This window comes from Pseudomonas sp. LAMO17WK12:I1, from assembly GCF_900177315.1.
GTDB classification, from domain to species: domain Bacteria; phylum Pseudomonadota; class Gammaproteobacteria; order Pseudomonadales; family Pseudomonadaceae; genus Aquipseudomonas; species Aquipseudomonas marginalis.
Genome location: NZ_FWZV01000006.1, coordinates 203,975 through 224,425 on the forward strand (window position 1 = coordinate 203,975; position 20,451 = coordinate 224,425).

Below are 20,451 nucleotides of genomic sequence, written 5' to 3' on the forward strand. Positions count from 1 at the left end.
GCACTGGCTTGAAATGTGGGAGGGGGCTTGCTCCCGATAGCGGTGGATCAGTTAAAGACAAGCTGACTGACATACCGCCATCGGGGGCAAGCCCCCTCCCACATTCAGATCTGCGCCCGACGTTAAAAGCTTTTTGACAGCACCGCAATTCAACAGGTTAGAATCCCTGGCACGCAGACTGCATGGTCAGTTTGCGTCCCGTCTTGTTTGCCCATGGAGTACTGCCTTTGAATGCGACGACCATCAACAGCCTGTTCTTGATCGGCGCGTTGCTGGTGAGTGCGAGCATTCTGGTGAGTTCTCTTTCCTCGCGCCTGGGTATCCCGATCCTGGTGATCATCCTGGCCGTGGGCATGGTGGCCGGCGTCGATGGCGGCGGCATCATTTTCGACAATTACCCGACTGCCTACCTGGTGGGCAACCTCGCGCTGGCAGTGATCCTGCTCGACGGCGGTTTGCGTACACGGGTGGCGAGTTTCCGCGTGGCACTCTGGCCGGCATTGTCCCTGGCCACCGTGGGGGTGTTGATTACCACCGGCCTCACCGGCATGGCGGCGGCCTGGCTGTTTGACCTGAATATTATCCAAGGCCTGCTGATCGGTGCGATTGTCGGCTCGACCGACGCCGCAGCGGTGTTCTCGCTGCTGGGCGGCAAGGGCCTGAACGAACGGGTGACCGCCAGCCTCGAGATCGAATCCGGCAGTAACGACCCGATGGCGGTGTTCCTCACCGTCACCCTGATCGACATGCTCGCCAGCGGCCAGACCGGCCTGCACTGGAGCCTGCTGACCCACCTGGTGCGCGAGTTCGGCATCGGTGGCATCGTAGGCCTCGGCGGCGGCTGGCTGATGCTGCAGATGGTCAACCGCATCAACCTGGCCACCGGCCTGTACCCGATCCTGGTGATCGCCGGCGGCCTGTTCGTGTTCGCCCTGACCAACGCCTTCCATGGCAGCGGCTTCCTCGCCGTGTACCTGTGCGGCCTGGTGATCGGCAATCGCCCGGTGCGTAGCCGTCATGGCATTTTGCATATGCTCGACGGCATGGCCTGGCTCGCGCAGATCGGTATGTTCCTGGTGCTGGGCCTGCTGGTCACGCCCCATGATTTGCTGCCGATTGCCCTGCCGGCCCTGGGCCTGGCGCTGTGGATGATCCTGTTTGCGCGGCCGCTGTCGGTGATGGTCGGCCTGCTGCCGTTCAAAGCCTTCCATGGCCGCGAAAAGGCCTTTATCGCCTGGGTCGGCCTGCGCGGCGCGGTGCCGATCATCCTGGCAGTGTTCCCGTTGATGGCCGGCCTGCCCCATGCGCAGCTGTACTTCAACCTGGCGTTCTTTATCGTGCTGGTGTCGCTGCTGGTACAGGGCACCAGCCTGCCGTGGGTGGCCAAGCTGCTCAAAGTGACCGTTCCGCCGGACCCGGCGCCGATCTCCCGCGCAGCGCTGGAAGTGCACGTCACCAGCGAGTGGGAGCTGTTCGTCTACCGCCTCGGCGCAGAAAAATGGTGCATCGGCGCGGCCCTGCGTGAGCTGAAAATGCCCGAAGGCACGCGCATCGCGGCCCTGTTCCGTGGCCAGCAACTGCTCCATCCGTCGGGTAGTACGGTGCTGGAAGTCGGCGATCTGCTCTGTGTGATCGGCCATGAACACAACCTGCCGGCCCTGGGCAAACTGTTCAGCCAGGCACCGCAACGCGGCCTCGATTTGCGCTTCTTCGGCGACTTCGTCCTCGAAGGCGACGCCCAGCTGGGCGCGGTTTCGGCGCTGTATGGCCTCAAGCTCGAAGGGATCGACCCGGACATGCCGCTGAGCCGCTTCATCACCCAGAAAGTCGGCGGCGCGCCGGTAGTGGGCGACCAGGTGGAGTGGAACAACACCATCTGGACCGTCGCGGTCATGGACGGGAACAAGATTGGCAAAGTCGGCGTCAGATTCCCCGAAGGAAGTCGCCCGGGCCCCGGACTCTTCCTCTAAACTGCGGGGCGACAGCACGCCCCCGATTCTTCACCTTGCTCGATCGGTCTCTATGCCAACCCTGCGCACTTTTCTCGCCACTGCCCTGCTGGGCCTGACCCTTTGTGTCGGCAGCGTCTACGCCGCCGACCCGCCCAGCGCCGACGCCATCCAGCAAACCCTGGACAAGCTGCCGGATCGCAAACTGCCCGACGCCGACATGAAGGCGCTGCAGTCGATCCTGCAACAGACCCTGACCTACCTGGGCAACAAGCAGGATTACGAGCAGCGCCTGGTCGACCTCAAGCGCCAGCTGGAAGACGCGCCGCGCCAGACCAGCGAGAACCAGCGCGAACTGACCCGACTCAAGGCCACCAAGGTCATTCCGGTGGCCCAACGCTACGCCACCCTGCCGGTGCCGCAGCTTGAGCAACTGCTGGTGCAGCGCAGCACCCAGCAAGGCGACCTGCAAAAGGAACTGGCCGACGCCAACAGCCTGACCATCGCCGCCCAGACCCGTCCCGAGCGCGCCCAGACCGAAATCAGCAGCAGCCAGACGCGTATCCAGCAGATCAATGCCACCCTCAAGGCCGGCAAGGACAATGGCAAAGCCCTCAGCGGCGACCAGCGCAACCAACTGAATGCCGAACTGGCTTCCCTGAATGCCCTGATCCCCCTGCGCCGCCAGGAGCTGGCCGGCAACAGCCAGCTGCAGGACCTGGGCAACAGCCAGCACGACCTGATCCAGGAAAAAACCGCGCGCCTGGAACAGGAGATCCAGGACCTGCAAACCCTGATCAACCAGAAGCGCCTGGCCCAGTCCCAGCAGACCGTCACCCAACAGTCCATCGAAGCGCAGAAAGCCGGCGGCAGCAGCCTGCTGGCCACGGAAAGCGCGGCCAACCTGAAACTGTCCGACTACCTGCTCAAGAGCACCGACCGCCTCAACGACCTGACCCAGAAGAACCTGCAGACCAAGCAACAGCTGGACACCGTGACCCAGAGCGATTCGGCCCTGGACGAGCAGATCAATGTGCTCAAGGGCAGCCTGCTCCTGTCGAAGATTCTGTATAAGCAGAAACAAGCGTTGCCCCGCCTGACGGTGGACCGCGACCTGGCGGACGATATCGCCAACATTCGCCTGTACCAGTTCGAGGTCAACCAACAGCGCGAGCTGATCAGCTCCCCCAGCACCTATGTGGATAACCTGCTGGCCAACCAGCCGCCGGCCGACGTCACCCCGCAACTGCGGCGCACCCTGCTGGAACTGGCGATCACCCGCAGCGACCTGCTGGAGCGCCTGAGCCGCGAGCTGAGCGCGCTGCTCAACGAATCCATCACCCTGCAACTGAACCAGAAACAACTGCTCAGCACCGCCACCACCCTGCGCGCGACGCTCGATGAACAGATGTTCTGGATCCCCAGCAACAAGCCGCTGGACACCGAGTGGCTGGAAACCGTGCCGGCGCACCTGAGCAAGCAGGTCACCACCCTGCCCTGGGCCTCCAGCGTCAGCGAGCTGTACGACGGCCTGACCCAGCGTCCGCTGCTGTTTTTGCCGTTGCTGCTGCTGATCGGTGCCCTGTTGTGGCGCCGCAACGCGCTGTACGCGCGCCTGAAAAGAGTCCATCTGGACATCGGCCACTTCAAACGCGACAGCCAATGGCACACGCCCCAGGCGATCCTGGTGAATATCCTGTTGGCGATGCCGGTAGCACTGGGCCTGGCGCTGTGCGGCTACGCACTGCAAATAGATGCCCGTGGACAAAACGCCAACCTCGGCGCGGCCCTGTTGCAGATTGCCCAGGCGTGGCTGGTGTTCTACACCGCCTACCGCATCCTGGCGCCGGGTGGCGTGGCCGAGTTGCACTTCCGCTGGGAAAAGCCCCAGGTCGAATTCCTCCAGGGCTGGGTGCGCAAGCTCGGGCTGGTGGTGCTGGCCCTGGTGGCCGTGGTGGCGATTGCCGAGCATCAACCGGCGGCGCTGGCCGACGACGTGCTGGGCATTGGGGTGGTCCTGACCTGCTACGCCCTGATGGCCTGGCTGCTGGGACGCCTGCTGCTGCACAGCCCGACCCACGAAAAAGCCTCGCTGTTCCGCAAAGCCGTGGGCCTGCTGTTTACCGCCCTGCCTATCGCGCTGTTCATTGCCGTGTGCTTTGGCTACTACTACACCGCCCTCAAGCTCAGCGATCGGCTGATCAACACCCTGTACCTGCTGATGTTCTGGCTGGTCATCGAAGCCACCTTCGTCCGCGGCCTGGGCGTTGCCGCCCGACGCCTGGCCTATTCCCGCGCCCTGGCCAAACGCCAGGCCGCCAAGGAAGCCGGCGAAGGCGAAGCGGTGATCGAAGAGCCGACCCTGGATATCGAACAGGTCAACGAACAATCGATGCGCCTGATCCGCCTGGCGCTGCTCGGCGGCTTTATCGCGGCGCTGTACTGGGTATGGTCGGACCTGATCTCGGTATTTTCCTACCTGGACAACGTCACCCTGTACGAATACACCAGCGGCACCGGTGCCAATATCAGCATGGTGCCGATCAGCATCGGCGACCTGCTCGGCGCGCTGATTATCATCGGCATCACCTTTGCCCTGGCGCGCAACCTGCCCGGCCTGCTGGAAGTGCTGGTGCTGTCCAAGCTTGACCTGGCCCAGGGCAGTGCCTACGCCACGACCACCTTGCTGTCCTACATCATTGCCGGCGTGGGCTTTGTCTCGACCCTGTCCACCCTCGGCGTGAGCTGGGACAAGTTGCAATGGCTGGTGGCCGCGCTGTCGGTGGGGTTGGGCTTCGGCATGCAGGAGATCTTCGCCAACTTTATCTCCGGCATCATGATCCTGTTCGAGCGCCCGGTGCGCATCGGCGACACCATCACCATCGGCAACCTGTCGGGCACGGTGAGCAAGATCCGCATCCGCGCCACCACCATCACCGACTTCGACCGCAAGGACATCATCGTCCCGAACAAGACGTTCATCACCGGGCAACTGATCAACTGGTCCCTGACCGACACCATCACCCGCGTGACCCTCAAGCTGGGCGTGGACTACGGCTCCGACCTGGACCTGGTGAAGGAATTGTTGCTCAAGGCTGCGCGAGAAAACCCAAGGGTGTTGAAGGAACCGGAACCCCATGTGTACTTCCTCAACTTCGGCGAAAGTACGCTGGACCACGAACTGCGCATGCACGTGCGCGACCTCGGTGACCGCAACCCGGTGATCGACGAAGTGAACCGCTTTATCAACCGCGAGTTCAAGAACCACCACATCAACATCTCGTTCCGGCAGATGGAGGTGTACCTGAAAAACCTCCACGGCCAGGAGTACAAGCTGGTGCCGGTGGAGGACGAGAAGAGAACCATCGTCGGACCGACCGAGGCGCCAGATGTGCCGGAGCCGCCGGACGGCAAAGTGGCGGATGCACCCGAGCCACCGCCCAGCAAACTCGACTAAACGCCCTATCCCCAGCAGAATGCTCGGACATTCTGCTGGAGATGGCCGGTGAAAGCCCTCGACGAACTGACCTTCGACAACCGCTTCGCACGCCTGGGCGACGCGTTCTCAACCCACGTATTGCCCGAGCCCCTCGACGAACCGCGCCTGGTGGTGGCAAGCAATGCCGCCATGGCCCTGCTCGACCTCGACCCTGCCGTGGCGCAAACGCCGGTGTTCGCCGAGCTGTTCAGCGGCCATAAGCTGTGGGCCGAAGCCGAGCCGCGGGCAATGGTCTACTCCGGGCACCAGTTCGGCGGCTACACCCCGCAGCTGGGCGATGGTCGGGGATTGCTGCTGGGCGAGGTATACAACGAGGCCGGCGAGCATTGGGACCTGCACCTCAAGGGTGCAGGGATGACGCCCTACTCGCGCATGGGCGATGGCCGCGCGGTGCTGCGCTCGTCGATTCGGGAGTTCCTGGCCTCCGAAGCGCTGCATGCACTGGGCATCCCCAGCAGCCGTGCGTTGTGCGTGATCGGCTCCAGCACGCCGGTCTGGCGTGAGAAGCAGGAACGTGGGGCGATGGTGCTGCGCCTGGCGCCCAGCCATATCCGCTTTGGTCATTTCGAGTACTTCTACTACACCAAAAAGCCCGAACAGCAGGCCGAGCTGGCCGAACACGTGCTGAACCTGCATTACCCCGAGTGCCGCGAACAGCCCGAGCCCTACCTGGCGATGTTCCGCGAAATCGTCGAGCGCAATGCCGAGATGATCGCCAAATGGCAGGCCTATGGTTTCTGCCACGGCGTGATGAACACCGACAACATGTCGATCCTCGGCATCACCTTCGACTTCGGGCCGTTTGCGTTTCTCGACGACTTTGACGCGCACTTCATCTGCAATCACTCGGACCATGAAGGACGTTACTCCTTCAGCAACCAGGTGCCCATCGGCCAGTGGAACCTCAGCGCGCTGGCCCAGGCGCTCACGCCATTTATCAGCGTCGATGCCTTGAAAGAAGCCCTTGGCCTGTACCTGCCGCTGTACCAGGCCCACTACCTGGACCTGATGCGCCGCCGACTGGGGCTGTCCACTGCCGAAGACGACGACCAGAAGCTGGTGGAGCGGTTGCTGAAGCTGATGCAGAACAGCGGCGTGGATTACACGCTGTTCTTCCGGCGACTTGGGGATGAATCGGCAGCGCTGGCGGTGGCGAAGCTGCGCGATGACTTTGTCGACCTCGCCGGGTTCGATGCCTGGGCCGAGCTGTACACGGCCCGTGTTGCGCGGGATGGGGATTACAGCGAAGAGCAGCGCCGTGAGCGGATGCATGCAGTGAACCCGCTGTACATCCTGCGCAACTACCTCGCACAGAACGCTATCGCCGCCGCCGAATCAGGCGACTACAGCGAAGTGCAGCGACTGCATGAGGTGCTTTCCAAGCCGTTCGAGGAGCAAGCGGGGATGGAACAGTACGCGCAACGACCGCCGGATTGGGGCAAGCATTTGGAGATCAGTTGTTCGTCGTGATACGCGCCATGCCCACGGTTAGATGAACAGGTCGACCGGCACCTTGAAAAAATCCGCCAGCCAACGAATCTGTCGCACGTTCAGCTGGCGTTTTCCACTGAGGATTTCCGAGACCACCGATTGAGCGCCAACACCCGGCAAATCACTCTGAGTCAGGCCATGCTCCTGCATCATTGATCGCAGTACGTCGACACCGCTCGCCTCAGGCATCGGCCAATGCTCCAGGTCATAAGCCTCGACCCAGTCACCGATGATATCGACAACGCCCATCAACGGATGGGCTTCGTCATCCCCGACGATATCCAGTAATTCGTCGAGCGCCTCCACCAACACATCGTAGTCAGCCTCGGTTTTGGGCTTGCGCAGCAGCGGTGATACGAATTGCCAATGCTCGGCCACCTGCTCAATCAGCACACTCATTTTCAATCACTCCTTCCATTTACCCTTGTCGTATTCCCGATGGTCCAGCACATGCCGAATATAAAGCCGCTGCATTCGGTAGCGCACAATCGCAATGAGCCGTAGCTTGTTACCACCGATGTTGAAGACGTGTAATGCCCCCACCTTATCCACTGCAGGAAAAATCAATTTCAACGCCGCGAAGTCTTCGGGATTGAGGACTTTGACTTTCCGATACCACTCATCCAAAGCAGTGGCTGAATGAGGCCACTTCAACTTGGCACTTCGGATTTGTTTCGCACTGATTACACGCATGCAACATCCCTATCGCATATTGCTATGAAGGTTAAACCCGAACGCCGACTATCGCAATTTGCTATGGCACCGAACGGACCAATGGTGCTATTTCGAACAAGCACTTCCAGCCTAGATAGGCATGCGCCAATCGACATTTGCGAATCTGTTAGCACATGCGTCGCCACCCCCGAGCTTGATAAAGCTGATGCCTGACTCCAGATAGGGAGCATTGGCCACATCCACGGAGCCCACCATGTCCGAACCTCTCGTTATCCCCTGCCCCCATTGCAACGGCCTCAACCGCATCCCCGCAGAACGCCTGGGTGATACGCCCAAGTGCGGGCGCTGCAAGCAACCGGTTCTACTGGGCAAGCCTTTCGAGCTGAAACAAGGTGACTACGCCAGTCAGATCAAGGGCGACCTGCCGCTGCTGGTGGATGTGTGGGCCGATTGGTGCGGGCCGTGCAAGTCGTTCGCGCCGGTGTTTGAACAGGCGGCCGGGCAGCTGGAAGGCAAGTGCAGGCTGGCCAAGCTGGACAGCGAGGCCAATCAGCAGCTGTCGGCACAATTGGGGATTCGTTCGATCCCCAGTCTGATTCTGTTCAAGAACGGCCGCGAAGTGGCGCGCCAGAGCGGAGCGTTTCCGTTGCCGCAGCTGATGAGCTGGTTGCGTAGCCAGGGGGTGTAATCGGACCTGGAGAACAATGCTGGACAGTGTGGGAGGGGCTTGTCCCCTCCCACAGAGGTTTTGTGTCGCCAGCAAAATCAGGCGTTTTCCAGCAGGTTATGCAGCTCCACAAATTGCAGTGTGAGCTTGTGCCGTGGATCCAGGTGGATCAGCGGCTTGTTCTCCTGGTGCGACTCGCGCATGCGCACCGAGCTGGCCAGGTACACCGGCAACACCGGCAAGCCCTCGGCAATCAACTCATCGAGCATTTGCTGCGGCAGGCTCGCCCGCGCCTGGAACTGGTTGACCACGATGCCTTCCACTTCGAGGCCTTCGTTGTGGTCTTCCTTCAATTCTTCGATTTCAGCCAGCAGGCCATACAGGGCCTGGCGCGAGAAGCTGTCGCAATCGAAGGGGATCAACACACGATCAGCGGCAATCAGCGCAGAAACCGCATAAAAGTTCAGGGCTGGCGGGGTATCCAGGTAGATCCGGTCGTAATCTTCGCCCAGCTCATCGAGCAGCTTTCGCAGCTTGTTGATCTTGTGCTTGGCCTCAAGCTTGGGCTGCAGGTCCGCGAGTTCGGCGGTGGCGGTAATGACGTGCAGGTTGTCGAAGGGGGTTTCGTAGATATCGACCTTGTTCTTCTTCGAAAACGGCCCGGAAGACAGGGTTTGCTTGAAAAAGTCCGCGATCCCCATGGGGATGTCGTCGCCAGTCAGCCCCGTCAGGTATTGGGTTGAATTGGCCTGTGCATCGAGGTCCACCAACAGGGTTCGATAGCCTTCGCTGGCGCTGACCGCCGCCAGGTTGCAGGCGATGCTCGACTTGCCAACACCGCCTTTTTGATTGAACACCACGCGCCGCATGGAAAAACCTCCGTGTATCAATGAATGTCCGAGTGTAGAGGGCAAAAGCGCCTGTTAGCTACCTCGTTCATCGATGCATTGCTGCATTGCATCGGGTCTGTCATATGTCGCGTACAAATGAAAAGGAAGTGTCCGACGATCCAAGTTGCCCCTCGTTGAAGGACAATCTGTAAACCTTCCCGACTTATTTGTAATCGGCCTTGCACAATTCTTTACCAAAGTTTGCTAGAACCCCGCAGCACCGGGATAATGCGCGCCACTCGGCGATTGCTCCTTGTCCCGGTATTCGGGGCCAAAAGCCGCACATGGAAGCCCGCAGGGGCGGGATAACTTCTCAGTGATCAACTTCAACATCGCCCAATGGCGCGCCTGGGCCCCCGGCCTGGAAAGCGCGGACGACTGGCACGCCTGGTGCCAGGCCCCGGTGTTGCTGCCTGCCAGCGATGCCTCGCCCGACGTGTCGTTCCTGCCGGCCATGCAGCGCCGCCGCCTGAGCCGCCTGGCGCGCATGGCGTTCAGCGTAGGCTGGCCGCTGGCCGACGGCCTGCAAGACCTGCCGCTGGTGTTTGTTTCCCGGCATGGCGAAACCCCGCGCACCCTCGACATCCTCAGCGACCTGGCCAACGACCAGCCGCTGTCGCCGACCCAATTCAGCCTGTCGGTGCACAACGCGGTGATTGGCCTGTGGTCGATCCTGCGCAATGAAACCAGCGAAATGACAGCCCTCGCCGCCGCCGGCGATGGCCTGGAGCACGGCATGCTCGAAGCCGCGGCCCTGCTCAACGAAGGCGCTCCGGCGGTATTGCTGGTCATCACCGAAGAACAGCCGCCCGAGGCCTACGCCAGTTGGATCGTTGACGTGCCGTTTCCCTACGCCCTCGGCCTGCTGCTGACGCCAGGCGACGAGTGGCAACTGGAACTCAGCGCCGGCACTGTCCAACCCACTCAAACCCAGTGGCCCCACGCCCTGAACCTGCTGCGCACCCTGCTTACCGAACAGGGCGCCTGCCAACATGCCTGGAAGAACCGTGTATGGAACTGGCAACGCAAGTCGTGAACGATAAGCCACGGGATGCCTACTACTGGCGCCTGTTCGCCACTGCCGCGAGCTTCTTCGTGTTCGGCGTCGGCGGGTTGTGCCTGCGTTTGCTGGTCTTTCCCCTGCTCAGCTGCCTGCCGGGCAACGTAGAAAGGCACCAGCGCCGCGCCCGCCATACCATCAGCAAGCTGTTCTGGTTCTTTATCCGCCTGATGCAACGCGCCGGCGTGCTGACCTACAGCGTCGAAGGCGCCGAAAGGCTCGGCCAGCCGGGCCAGATGATCATCGCCAACCACCCTTCGCTGATCGACGTGGTGTTCCTGATCGGCCTGATGCGCCAGACCAATTGCGTGATCAAGCAGAGCCTGTTTCAAAACCCGTTCACCCGTGGCCCGGTGCGCGACGCGGGTTACATAAGCAACGACGGCAGCGCAGACATGCTCGACGCCGCCGCTGACGCCCTGCGCAACGGCCAGACGCTGATCATCTTTCCCGAAGGCACCCGCACCACCCCCGGCGTGGCGCCCGCCTTTCATCGCGGGGCCGCCGCCATTGCCCTGCGCGGTGCGACAATCATCACCCCGGTAGTGATCAAGGTCAGCCCCACCACTCTGACCAAGGCAGAACCCTGGTATCGCATCCCTAAATGCCGTTTTCACTTCAGTTTGCGCGTGGGGGCCGATATAGAACCACAGGCGTTCGCAACACTGGGGCCCGCGCCCCAGGCCTCACGCAAGCTCAACGATTACCTGCACCATTATTTCATTAAGGAGCTCGCCGAAGATGAGCGACCAACACCGCCTTGAGCACGATATAAAGCTGTTGATCATCGAGGCCCTGGGCCTGGAAGACATCAGCGCCGATGACATCGGCAGCGACCAAACCCTGTTCGGCGAAGGCCTGGGCCTGGATTCGGTAGACGCCCTGGAATTGGGCCTGGCGATCCAGAAAACGTACGGCATCAAGATCGATGCCGACGCCAAGGACACCCGCAATCACTTCACCAACGTGGCCAGCCTTGCGGCGTTCGTCACGGCCAGACAGGCAGCTTGAGACCGGACCATGCAAACTCGTGACGATATTTTCAACACCCTGCGCGATGCCTTGGTGGAACTGTTTGAACTGCCCCCGGAGCGCGTCACCCTCGACGCCAACCTGTATCAGGACCTGGAGATCGACAGCATCGATGCCGTGGACCTGATCGACCATATCAAGCGCCAGACCGGCAAGAAGATCGCCGCCGAAGAGTTCAAGGCCGTGCGCACCGTCAACGACGTGGTTGAGGCGGTGTACCGTCTGGTCCAGCCTGCCGCATGAGCCGGCTGATCGGCCTTGGCCTGTTATTGGCGGGGCTGTTGTACCCGTTTGCGGTGTATTACGGCACCGAGCACTTTGCGCCCTGGCAATTCGGCCTGCTGCTGGGCAGCCTGTGGCTGCTGCGCGCGGTCACGGGTGCGGCGCGCCCCGGCAGCCGCTGGATAGCGTTGGCGGTGATCGTGTTTTGCCTGGCCCTGGCCTGGTTCGACAACCCGCACCTGTTGCGCTGGTACCCGAGCCTGGTCAGTGCGTTCATGTTGGCGCTGTTCGGCCTGAGCCTGAAATACGGCCCGCCGATGGTGGAGCGTCTGGCGCGCATGACCGACCCGGTGCTGCCGCCGCACGCGATCGTGTATACGCGCCAGGTCACCGTGGTGTGGTGCGTGTTTTTTCTGTGTAATGGCCTGCTCGCCGCCGCCCTCACCCTATGGGCGCCGTTGAGCTGGTGGACGTTGTACAACGGCTTGATTGCCTACGGGCTGATGGGGCTGTTGTTTGCCGTGGAATGGCTGGTACGACAAAGGGTTCGAGGCCGCGTATGAATGGGTTGAATCTTGAGCACCTGTTGCTCGAGCCGCTGGAACAGCGTTTGGTGACCACCGAACCTGCGATGAATCACGCCCAGCTGTGGGAGCACTCCCTGAGCCTGGCCGCCGGGCTGCAAGCCCGTGGCATCCAGCGCCTGGCCCTGCACCTGGAAGACGCCGGCCTGCTGGCGATTGCACTGCTGGGCGCCTGGCGCGCCGGGGCCAGCGTACTGCTGCCCGCCGATCTGCAACCCCAGACCCGCCAACGCTGGGACGCGGTTGTCGACGCCTGGCTGACTGAAGCGGCAGACCTGGACGCGCTGTATCAAGCACCGTTGAGCCCGGCCGCCCTCGACCTGGACACCTGCCAACTGAGCCTGTGCACCTCCGGCTCCAGCGGCGAACCCAAGCGTATCGACAAGACCCTGCGCCAGTTGGCCAATGAAGTCCAGGCCCTGGAAGCCCTGTGGGGCGCCGACCTGAAAGACGCCTGCATCATCGGCAGTGTCGCCACCCAGCACATCTACGGTTTGCTGTTCCGTGTGCTGTGGCCGCTGTGCGCCGGTCGCAGCTTTGTGCGCCGCCAGCTGGCGTTTCCGGAAGACATGCAACGCGCCAGCCGCGAACACCCGCAATTCGCCTGGGTCGCCAGCCCGGCGCTGCTCAAGCGCATGGGCGACAACCTCGATTGGCCGGCGCTGAGCCAGGTATCGCGGGTGTTCTCGTCGGGCGGCGCCCTGCCCATCGAGGCGGCCGGCAGTCTATACGAGCGCTTGCAGCAATGGCCGACCGAGATCCTCGGCAGCTCGGAAACCGGCGGCATCGCCTGGCGCCAGGGGGCGCAACCCTGGCAGCCGTTCGCCGATGTACACCTGAGCCAGGACGCCGACGGTGCCCTGCGCATCGCCTCGCCGTACTTGCCGGTCGGGCACATAGAACAAACCGCTGACGCGGCGCGCATCCATGCCGATGGTCGCTTCGAACTGCTCGGGCGCCTGGACCGTATCGTCAAGCTGGAAGAAAAACGCATCTCCCTGCCCATGCTTGAGCAGGCGCTGATGGCCCACCCGTGGGTCGCCGAAACGCGCCTGGGGGTGGTGCAGGAAAACCGCGCCTCCCTCGGCGCGCTGGTGGTGCTCAGTGCCGACGGCCTGCACGCCTTGCGCAACCAGGGCCGACGGACTGTCACCCAGACCCTGCGCCAGCATTTGAGCCAGCATTGCGAAGCCCTGGCGCTGCCACGTCGCTGGCGGCTGCTGCGCCAGCTGCCGCTGAATGCCCAGGGCAAACTGCCCCAGGCCGATGTGGCCGCGCTGCTGCTGGCGCCCCGGCCCAAGGCGCCGGAAGTGCTGGAGCAAGTCGAAGTCGATGGCGAATGGACCTTGCAACTGAGCGTGCCGCCAGACCTGGCCTATTTCAGCGGCCACTTCCCGGTCACTCCGGTATTGCCCGGCGTGGTCCAGGTGGAGTGGGCGTTCAACCTCGGCCAACAACTGCTCGATCTGCCCGCCACCTTTGCCGGCATGGAAGTGCTCAAGTTCCAGCAACTGGTGCGCCCCGGCGACCGTATCGAACTGCACCTGCGCTTTGACCAGGAACGCGGCAAGTTGTATTTCGCCTACCGCAACGGCGTCGCCGCCTGCTCCAGCGGCCGCATCCAATTGGAAGCGGCCCATGCATAAGCTTTTGTGGCGAGCGGGCTTGCCCCGCGTTGGGCTGCGTAGCGGCCCCAAAACCTGCGCCGGAGGTCTGTCTGACACGTCTCGGTTACCTTACTGGGGCCGCTCCGCGGCCCAACGCGGGGCAAGCCCGCTCACCACAACAAGCCCGCTCGCCACGACAAGCCGGTTCACTACAACAAGCCCGCTCACCACAGGTTATTTACCAGACGGTGAGGGATACCATGCATAACCCCTGCGCCCTGATCCCGGTCTACAACCACGAAGCCGCCGTGCCCGCCGTGGTCCACAGCCTGTTGAACAGTGGCCTGCCGTGCCTGTTGGTGGACGATGGCAGCAGCCCGGCCTGCGCAGCGGTGCTGGCGCAACTGGCGCGGCTGGACAATGTCACCCTGCTGACCCTGCCGACCAATCAGGGCAAGGGCGGCGCAGTGATGGCGGGCTTTCGCGAAGCGGCGCGCCTGGGCTTCAGCCACGCGTTGCAGGTCGATGCCGACGGCCAGCACGACCTGCGTGAAGTCGAAACGTTTATCGACGCGTCCCGCAGGCAGCCCCACGCAATCATCTGCGGCTACCCCGAATACGACGAAAGCGTGCCCAAGGGCCGTTTGTATGCGCGTTACCTGACCCATGTGTGGGTGTGGATCAACACCCTGTCACTGCAGATCCGCGACTCGATGTGCGGCTTTCGCGTGTACCCGCTGGCACCGGTGCTGGCGCTGATGGACTCGGCCTATATCGGCACGCACATGGACTTCGACTCCGACATCCTGGTGCGCCTGGCCTGGCGCAACCAGCCGATGCGCTGGCTGCCGACCCAGGTGCATTACCCCGCCGACGGCCTGTCGCACTTCCGCCTGTTCCGCGACAACGTACGCATCAGTGCCATGCACACCCGCCTGTTCTTCGGCATGTTGGTGCGTGCGCCGCTGATCCTGTGGCGACGGTGGCAGGCATGAGCGACAGCACCAAGCACTGGGCCGACCGCGAAGAACGCGGCAGCTACTGGCTGATGAAATTCACCGCCCTCGCCGCCAAGGTCCTCGGCCGCCGCCTGCTGAGCCCGGTGCTGTACGGCATCGTGCTGTACTTCTTCCTGTTCGGCCGCACCGCGCGCCAGAGCGCCTGGCAATACCAGCAGCGCCTGGCCGACTGGAGCGGGCGCGATGAACTGCGCCCCAGCCAGCGCAGAGTCTTTGCCCAGTTCATGGCCTTCGCCGATGCCCTGCTCGACAAACTCGACGTGTGGAACGGCAAGCTGCGCCTGGAACAGATCGAGATCAACGACCCGGCGAAACTGCGCGGGCAACTGCGCGCCGGGCGCGGGCAGATGCTGGTGGGCGCCCACCTGGGCAACCTCGAAGTGTGCCGCGCGCTGGCGGAAATCGGCGAACAGGTCACCATGAACGTGCTGGTGCACACCAAGCACGCCGAACGCTTCAACCGCCTGCTGGGCGAAGCCGGTGCCACCCACTTGCGCCTGATCCAGGTCAGCGAGCTGGACCCGGCCACCATGCTGCTGCTCAGCCAGCGCCTGGACGACGGCGAGTGGCTGGCGATTGCCGGCGACCGCGTGCCCTTGCATGGCGGGCGCACGGTGCGCGTGGATTTCCTCGGCCATGACGCCGCGTTCCCCCAAGGCCCGTGGCTGCTGGCGGGCCTGCTGAAGTGCCCGGTCAACCTGCTGATGTGCCTGAAACACCAGGGCCGCTATCGCCTGACCATCGAGCCCTTCGCGCAATTGATCGAATGGAAACGCAGCACCCGCGAGCAGGTCATCGCCCTGTGGACTGCGCGCTACGCCGCACGCCTGGGCCGGTTCTGCCTGGAAGCGCCCCAACAATGGTTCAACTTTTACCCTTTCTGGAAGACCGATGACGACGCATCTTGAGCCGGTAACCTTTGGCGAACGCCCCCTGCGCATCGAAGACGTGCTGGCCCTGGCCAACCGTCAGGTGCCTACCCAGCTGCAAGGCGATGCTGCGTATCGCCAACGCATTGCCAAGGGCGCGCAGTTCCTCGACTCGCTGCTGGACAAGGAAGGCGTGATCTACGGCGTGACCACCGGCTACGGTGACTCCTGCGTGGTCGCGGTGCCGTTGCAACACGTGGAGGCCCTGCCCCGTCACCTGTACACCTTCCACGGTTGCGGCCTGGGCAAGTTGCTCGACGCCCAGGCCACCCGTGCGGTGCTGGCGGCGCGCTTGCAGTCGCTGTGCCACGGTGTCTCCGGGGTGCGCGTGGAACTGCTGGAGCGCCTGCATGGGTTCCTCGAACACGACGTGCTGCCGCTGATCCCGGAAGAAGGCTCGGTGGGCGCCAGCGGTGACCTGACCCCGCTGTCCTACGTGGCCGCGACCCTGTCCGGCGAGCGTGAAGTGCTGTTCCGTGGCGAGCGTCGCCAGGCAGCCGACGTGCATCGCGAACTCGGCTGGGAGCCGCTGGTACTGCGCCCCAAGGAAGCCCTGGCACTGATGAACGGCACCGCGGTGATGACCGGCATCGCTTGCCTGGCCTTCGCCCGCGCCGATTACCTGCTGCAACTGGCCACCCGTATCACCGCGCTGAACGTGGTGGCGCTGCAAGGCAACCCGGAACACTTCGACGAGCGCCTGTTCGCCGCCAAGCCACATCCGGGGCAGATGCAAGTCGCAGCCTGGCTACGCGAGGATCTGGCGATCGACGCGCCGACCGCGCCGCTGCATCGCCTGCAGGATCGCTACTCGCTGCGCTGCGCGCCCCACGTCCTCGGCGTGCTGGCCGACAGCCTGAACTGGCTGCGTTCGTTTATCGAGATCGAGCTGAACAGCGCCAACGACAACCCGATCATCGACGCCGAAGAAGAACGCGTGCTGCATGGCGGGCACTTCTACGGCGGGCATATCGCCTTTGCCATGGACAGCCTCAAGACCCTGGTGGCCAACGTCGCCGACCTGCTTGACCGCCAGCTCGCCCTGCTGGTGGACGTGCGCTACAACCACGGCCTGCCGAGCAACCTGTCCGGCGCACCGGCGGACCGCGCGATGATCAACCACGGTTTCAAGGCGGTGCAGATCGGCACCAGCGCCTGGACCGCCGAAGCACTGAAAAACACCATGCCGGCCAGCGTGTTCTCGCGCTCCACCGAGTGCCACAACCAGGACAAGGTGAGCATGGGCACCATCGCCGCCCGCGATGCGATCCGCGTGCTGGAGCTGACCGAACAGGTCGCCGCCGCCACCCTGCTCGCCGCCAACCAGGGTGTGTGGCTGCGCGCCCAGGCCGACGACGCACGCCCGTTGCCGCCGGCGCTGGCGGCCATGCATGCAGAGCTGGCCCAGGACTTCCCGCCGGTCATCGAAGACCGTGCTCTCGAAGGCGAACTGCGCCTGTGCCTGCAACGCATCGCCGAGCAACACTGGAGGCTGCATGCGTAGCCCTGGCGTATTGCACAGCGACACCGAAATCCTGGTGCCGTTTTTTGACGTCGACACCATGCACGTCGTCTGGCACGGGCATTACGTGAAGTACCTGGAAGTCGCACGCTGCGCGCTGCTGGACAAGATCGGCCATAACTACACGGCGATGCTCGAAGCCGGCTACGCCTGGCCGGTGATCGACATGCAACTGCGCTATGTGCGCGGTGCGGTGTTCGGCCAGACGATCAACGTGCGCGCCAGCCTGGTGGAGTGGGAGAACCGCTTGAAGGTCAATTACCTGATCACCGACCTGGCCAGCGGCGAGCGCCTGACCCGCGCCAGCACTGTGCAGGTGGCGGTGGACATCGCCACTCGCGAGATGCAGCTGGCGTCCCCCAAAGTATTCACCGACGCCGTCGACAGGGCCTTGTCATGAAACTGATCACCTTCCTCGGCGCGTTGCTGCTGTCGCTTCAAGCCCAGGCCTTCGACCTGCAACAACTCAGCGACCAGTTGGCCAAACCCTCTGTGATCCACGGCAGCTTTATCCAGGAAAAACACCTGCGTGCGCTGCCGCAGCCGTTGGTCAGCAAGGGCACCTTCGTCCTGGCCAAGGACCACGGCCTGCTGTGGCTGCTGAAAACCCCGCTGCAACAGGACTACCGCATCAGCGCCCAAGGCATTGCCCGGCGTGACGCCAACGGCTGGCAACTGCTGCCGAACAAGAGCGCCGGCGCCGAACAGAACCGTCTGTTCCTCGCCGTGCTCCAGGGCGACAGCAGCGGCTTGCAGCGCGACTTCGAGCTGCAACTGCAAGGCGAAGCCCGGCAATGGAAGCTCACGCTGATCCCGCGTTCACTGCTGCTCAAGCAGGTATTCACCCAGATCAATATCGACGGCGGTGAACTGGTGCAGAAGATCGAACTGCTGGAAACCCAAGGCGACAGCACTGTGCTGCGCATGCAGGACAGCAGCGCCGGCCAGCCATTGAGCGACGCGGAGCAACACGATTTTGCCCAGTGAGCGCCTGCTGCCCCGCCTGTTCCTGATCCTGCTGGTGGCCGTGCTGGCCCTGGCCGGCTGGCAGTGGCGCGATGGTGCACCGCTGTCGGCCAACCTGATGGAGCTGGTGCCGGGCAGTACGCCGGACGCCCTGGAACTGCAAGCCGAACAGCGCATGCAGGAGCCGCTCAACCGCGAAATGCTGGTGTTGGTGGGGCACGCCGATCGCCAGCAAGCGGTGGCCGTGGCCCAGCAATTGGGCGAGCGCTGGCAGGCCAGCGGCTTGTTCGAGAAGGTCCAATGGAACCTGCAAGCCGACCTGCCGGCACTGCGTGAACAGTTGCTGCGCGGGCGGCTGGCGATGCTCTCGACCAAGGACCGCGAACAACTGATCGACCACCCGGACGCGTTCATCCAGCAACGGGTGCAGTCGCTGTTCGACCCCTTCACCGGCTTCAGCCTGGTGCCGAGCCAGGACGACTGGCTGGGCCTGACCGGGCGCATCCAGAACAGCCAGCCGCAACGCGGCTCGGTGCAACTGGACATCGGCAGCGGCGCCTTGATCGCCGATGCCGACGGCAAGAGCTGGGTGCTGCTGCGGGCGCGCACCACCGGCAATGCCTTCGACATGAAACTGCCGCTGCAGGTGGCGGATCTGCTCCAGGCCAGCCGCACGCAGGCCGGCGAACACGGCGCGCAATTGCTCGCCGCCAGCGGTTTGCTTTACGCCGCCAATGGCCAGCAGCAGGCCACGCGGGAAATCACCTGGGTCGGCGGCGGCGCCACCGTCGGCATTCTGCTGCTGCTGTTGCTGGCGTTCCGCCGCTGGCGAGTGCTGCTGGCGTTTGTACCGGTGCTGGTGGGCATGCTGTTTGGTGCCGTCGCTTGCGTGGCGCTGTTCGGCCATATGCATGTGATGACCCTGGTGCTCGGCTCCAGCCTGATCGGCGTCGCGGTGGATTACCCGCTGCACTACCTGTCGAAAAGCTGGAGCATGAACCCCTGGCGCAGTTGGCCGGCATTGCGCCTGACGCTGCCAGGGCTGAGCCTGAGCCTGGCCACCAGCTGCATCGGCTACCTGGCGCTGGCCTGGACGCCCTTCCCGGCCTTGACGCAAATCGCGGTGTTCTCCGCCGCGGGCCTGGTCGGCGCCTACCTGTCAGCGGTGTGCCTGCTGCCGGCACTGCTCAAGGGTGTCGAACTGCGCCCGGCCCAATGGCCGCTGCGCGTCGCCGAATGCCTGTGGCGGGTGCGGGCCACCTTGCTCAAGCGTGTGCCCAGTCCGGTGCTGCTGGTGTGGGTGCTGCTGTTCTGCGCCGGCGGCCTTTGGCAGCTGGACAGCAAAAACGATATTCGCCAGTGGATCGGTGCGCCGCCGCAACTGCTGCAAGAGGCACAGGCCGTGGCGCGCATTACCGGTTTCCAGCCCACCAGCCAGTTTTTCCTGATACGGGCCGACAACCAGCCGCAGTTGCTGGAGCGGCAAGCCGCCCTGGGCCAACGCCTGGACCAACTGGTGAATATGGACAAGCTCCAGGGTTACCTGGCGCTCAACCAACTGGTCAGCCTGCCCGCCGAACAGCAGCAACTGCGCGATGCCCTGAGCACACTTCCACAGCATTGGCAGCCGCTGCTGGACCTCGGCGTGCCCGCCGGCGCCCTGCACGCCGAAGTCGCGCAACTGCAAGCGCTGCCCACCGAAGACATCGACGCTGCGCTGGTGGGCCCCTTGGCCGAACCCTGGCGCACGCTGTGGCTGGGCCCGGTGGACGGCGGCGTGGCGGCCATGGTCAGCCTGCAGGGCTTGAACAACCCGGCGCTGCTGCGGGTGCAGGCCGTGGACCTGCCCGGCGTGCAGTTGGTGGATCGTCTCGGGGATTTGAACCGTGTATTCGCCGACACGCAGATCAGCGCCGCCGAATTGAAGTTGATGTCGTGCGTGCTGATCGTGCTGTTACTGATCCTGCCGTTCGGTTTCGGCGGGGCCTTGCGCATCGTCGCCCTGCCGTTGCTGGCTGCACTGTGCAGCCTGGCCAGCCTGGGTTGGCTGGGCCAGCCGCTGACCCTGTTCAGCCTGTTCGGGTTGCTGCTGGTCACGGCCATCAGTGTCGACTATGCGATTTTGATGCGCGAACAGATCGGCGGCCCCGCTGTCAGCCTTCTAGGGACGCTGCTGGCAGCGCTGACGACCTGGTTGTCGTTCGGCCTGCTGGCGGTGTCCAGTACCCCGGCAGTGAGTAATTTCGGCCTGTCGGTCAGCCTGGGCCTGGCATTCAGCTTTATGCTGGCCCCCTGGGCCGGCCAACGGAAACACGCCTCATGAATGTAGTTATCGCCAA

General features: G+C 63.5%; 19 protein-coding genes. 16 read left to right on the forward strand and 3 right to left on the reverse strand.

Translation table 11 applies throughout. The features are described 5' to 3' along the window. Nucleotides 1-227 precede the first annotated feature (227 nt). Genes B9N88_RS13290 through selO form a run of 3 tightly spaced genes read left to right on the forward strand, consistent with a single transcriptional unit; the run spans nucleotide 228 to nucleotide 6,918 of the window. Nucleotides 228-1,970: a potassium/proton antiporter gene (locus B9N88_RS13290; RefSeq protein WP_027604969.1), complete on the forward strand. Its 1,743-nt coding sequence runs from the start codon at nucleotides 228-230 to the stop codon at nucleotides 1,968-1,970. A 52-nt stretch (nucleotides 1,971-2,022) separates the two neighbouring features. Further along, complete coding sequence (gene mscK, locus B9N88_RS13295; protein WP_027604970.1) at nucleotides 2,023-5,406, forward strand: mechanosensitive channel MscK; 3,384 nt, start codon at nucleotides 2,023-2,025, stop codon at nucleotides 5,404-5,406. A 48-nt stretch (nucleotides 5,407-5,454) separates the two neighbouring features. After that, complete coding sequence (selO, locus tag B9N88_RS13300; protein ID WP_027604971.1) at nucleotides 5,455-6,918, forward strand: protein adenylyltransferase SelO; 1,464 nt, start codon at nucleotides 5,455-5,457, stop codon at nucleotides 6,916-6,918. Between the two features lie 18 nt (nucleotides 6,919-6,936). On the opposite strand, the gene B9N88_RS13305 is transcribed toward selO, so the two are convergent. Together B9N88_RS13305 and B9N88_RS13310 are read right to left on the reverse strand one after the other, a co-directional pair. Next, nucleotides 6,937-7,338 (reverse strand): helix-turn-helix domain-containing protein, encoded by a 402-nt coding sequence (locus B9N88_RS13305; RefSeq protein ID WP_027604972.1) that lies wholly within the window; start codon nucleotides 7,336-7,338, stop codon nucleotides 6,937-6,939. A 6-nt stretch (nucleotides 7,339-7,344) separates the two neighbouring features. After that, nucleotides 7,345-7,632 (reverse strand): type II toxin-antitoxin system HigB family toxin, encoded by a 288-nt coding sequence (locus B9N88_RS13310; RefSeq protein ID WP_027604973.1) that lies wholly within the window; start codon nucleotides 7,630-7,632, stop codon nucleotides 7,345-7,347. A 235-nt stretch (nucleotides 7,633-7,867) separates the two neighbouring features. Between B9N88_RS13310 and trxC the strand changes: the two genes are divergently transcribed. Beyond that, a complete protein-coding gene (trxC, locus tag B9N88_RS13315) occupies nucleotides 7,868-8,302 on the forward strand; it encodes a thioredoxin TrxC (protein ID WP_027604974.1) in 435 nt (144 codons plus the stop codon). Nucleotides 8,303-8,379: 77 nt separating this feature from the next. Here the strand turns inward: trxC and B9N88_RS13320 are convergent, their stop codons facing one another. Further along, nucleotides 8,380-9,150, reverse strand: coding sequence for a ParA family protein (locus tag B9N88_RS13320; protein WP_027604975.1), 771 nt, complete (start codon nucleotides 9,148-9,150; stop codon nucleotides 8,380-8,382). 337 nt (nucleotides 9,151-9,487) lie between these two features. Here B9N88_RS13320 and B9N88_RS13325 point away from each other — a divergent pair, with 337 nt between their 5' ends. The 12 genes from B9N88_RS13325 (at nucleotide 9,488) to B9N88_RS13380 (ending at nucleotide 20,435) form a co-directional block, all read left to right on the forward strand. Then, nucleotides 9,488-10,207 carry a beta-ketoacyl synthase chain length factor gene (locus tag B9N88_RS13325; protein WP_027604976.1) on the forward strand — a complete coding sequence of 240 codons (720 nt, stop codon included), beginning with the start codon at nucleotides 9,488-9,490 and terminating at the stop codon, nucleotides 10,205-10,207. Next, nucleotides 10,183-10,995 (forward strand): lysophospholipid acyltransferase family protein, encoded by an 813-nt coding sequence (locus tag B9N88_RS13330; protein ID WP_027604977.1) that lies wholly within the window; start codon nucleotides 10,183-10,185, stop codon nucleotides 10,993-10,995. The genes B9N88_RS13325 and B9N88_RS13330 overlap by 25 nt, the downstream gene beginning before the upstream one ends. Further along, nucleotides 10,973-11,242 (forward strand): phosphopantetheine-binding protein, encoded by a 270-nt coding sequence (locus B9N88_RS13335; RefSeq protein ID WP_027604978.1) that lies wholly within the window; start codon nucleotides 10,973-10,975, stop codon nucleotides 11,240-11,242. The genes B9N88_RS13330 and B9N88_RS13335 overlap by 23 nt, the downstream gene beginning before the upstream one ends. Nucleotides 11,243-11,251: 9 nt before the next feature. Further along, nucleotides 11,252-11,506 carry an acyl carrier protein gene (locus tag B9N88_RS13340; protein ID WP_003187949.1) on the forward strand — a complete coding sequence of 85 codons (255 nt, stop codon included), beginning with the start codon at nucleotides 11,252-11,254 and terminating at the stop codon, nucleotides 11,504-11,506. Then, nucleotides 11,503-12,048: a COG4648 family protein gene (locus B9N88_RS13345; protein WP_027604979.1), complete on the forward strand. Its 546-nt coding sequence runs from the start codon at nucleotides 11,503-11,505 to the stop codon at nucleotides 12,046-12,048. The genes B9N88_RS13340 and B9N88_RS13345 overlap by 4 nt, the downstream gene beginning before the upstream one ends. Next, nucleotides 12,045-13,715: an acyl-CoA synthetase family protein gene (locus B9N88_RS13350; protein WP_027604980.1), complete on the forward strand. Its 1,671-nt coding sequence runs from the start codon at nucleotides 12,045-12,047 to the stop codon at nucleotides 13,713-13,715. Before B9N88_RS13345 ends, B9N88_RS13350 begins: the two co-directional genes overlap by 4 nt. A 221-nt stretch (nucleotides 13,716-13,936) precedes the next feature. Beyond that, the gene (locus tag B9N88_RS13355) at nucleotides 13,937-14,671 is read left to right on the forward strand and encodes a glycosyltransferase family 2 protein (protein ID WP_027604981.1); all 735 of its coding nucleotides are present in this window, start codon (nucleotides 13,937-13,939) and stop codon (nucleotides 14,669-14,671) included. Beyond that, nucleotides 14,668-15,603 carry an LpxL/LpxP family acyltransferase gene (locus tag B9N88_RS13360; protein WP_027604982.1) on the forward strand — a complete coding sequence of 312 codons (936 nt, stop codon included), beginning with the start codon at nucleotides 14,668-14,670 and terminating at the stop codon, nucleotides 15,601-15,603. The genes B9N88_RS13355 and B9N88_RS13360 overlap by 4 nt, the downstream gene beginning before the upstream one ends. Further along, nucleotides 15,587-17,128: an HAL/PAL/TAL family ammonia-lyase gene (gene hutH / locus B9N88_RS13365; RefSeq protein ID WP_027604983.1), complete on the forward strand. Its 1,542-nt coding sequence runs from the start codon at nucleotides 15,587-15,589 to the stop codon at nucleotides 17,126-17,128. The genes B9N88_RS13360 and hutH overlap by 17 nt, the downstream gene beginning before the upstream one ends. Then, nucleotides 17,121-17,546, forward strand: a complete 426-nt coding sequence (locus B9N88_RS13370) for an acyl-CoA thioesterase (RefSeq protein ID WP_027604984.1) — start codon at nucleotides 17,121-17,123, stop codon at nucleotides 17,544-17,546. The genes hutH and B9N88_RS13370 overlap by 8 nt, the downstream gene beginning before the upstream one ends. Then, nucleotides 17,543-18,133 carry an outer membrane lipoprotein carrier protein LolA gene (locus tag B9N88_RS13375; protein ID WP_027604985.1) on the forward strand — a complete coding sequence of 197 codons (591 nt, stop codon included), beginning with the start codon at nucleotides 17,543-17,545 and terminating at the stop codon, nucleotides 18,131-18,133. Before B9N88_RS13370 ends, B9N88_RS13375 begins: the two co-directional genes overlap by 4 nt. Then, on the forward strand, nucleotides 18,123-20,435 hold the full coding sequence (locus tag B9N88_RS13380; RefSeq protein WP_027604986.1) for an MMPL family transporter: 2,313 nt from the start codon (nucleotides 18,123-18,125) through the stop codon (nucleotides 20,433-20,435). The genes B9N88_RS13375 and B9N88_RS13380 overlap by 11 nt, the downstream gene beginning before the upstream one ends. Nucleotides 20,436-20,451: the final 16 nt, after the last annotated feature.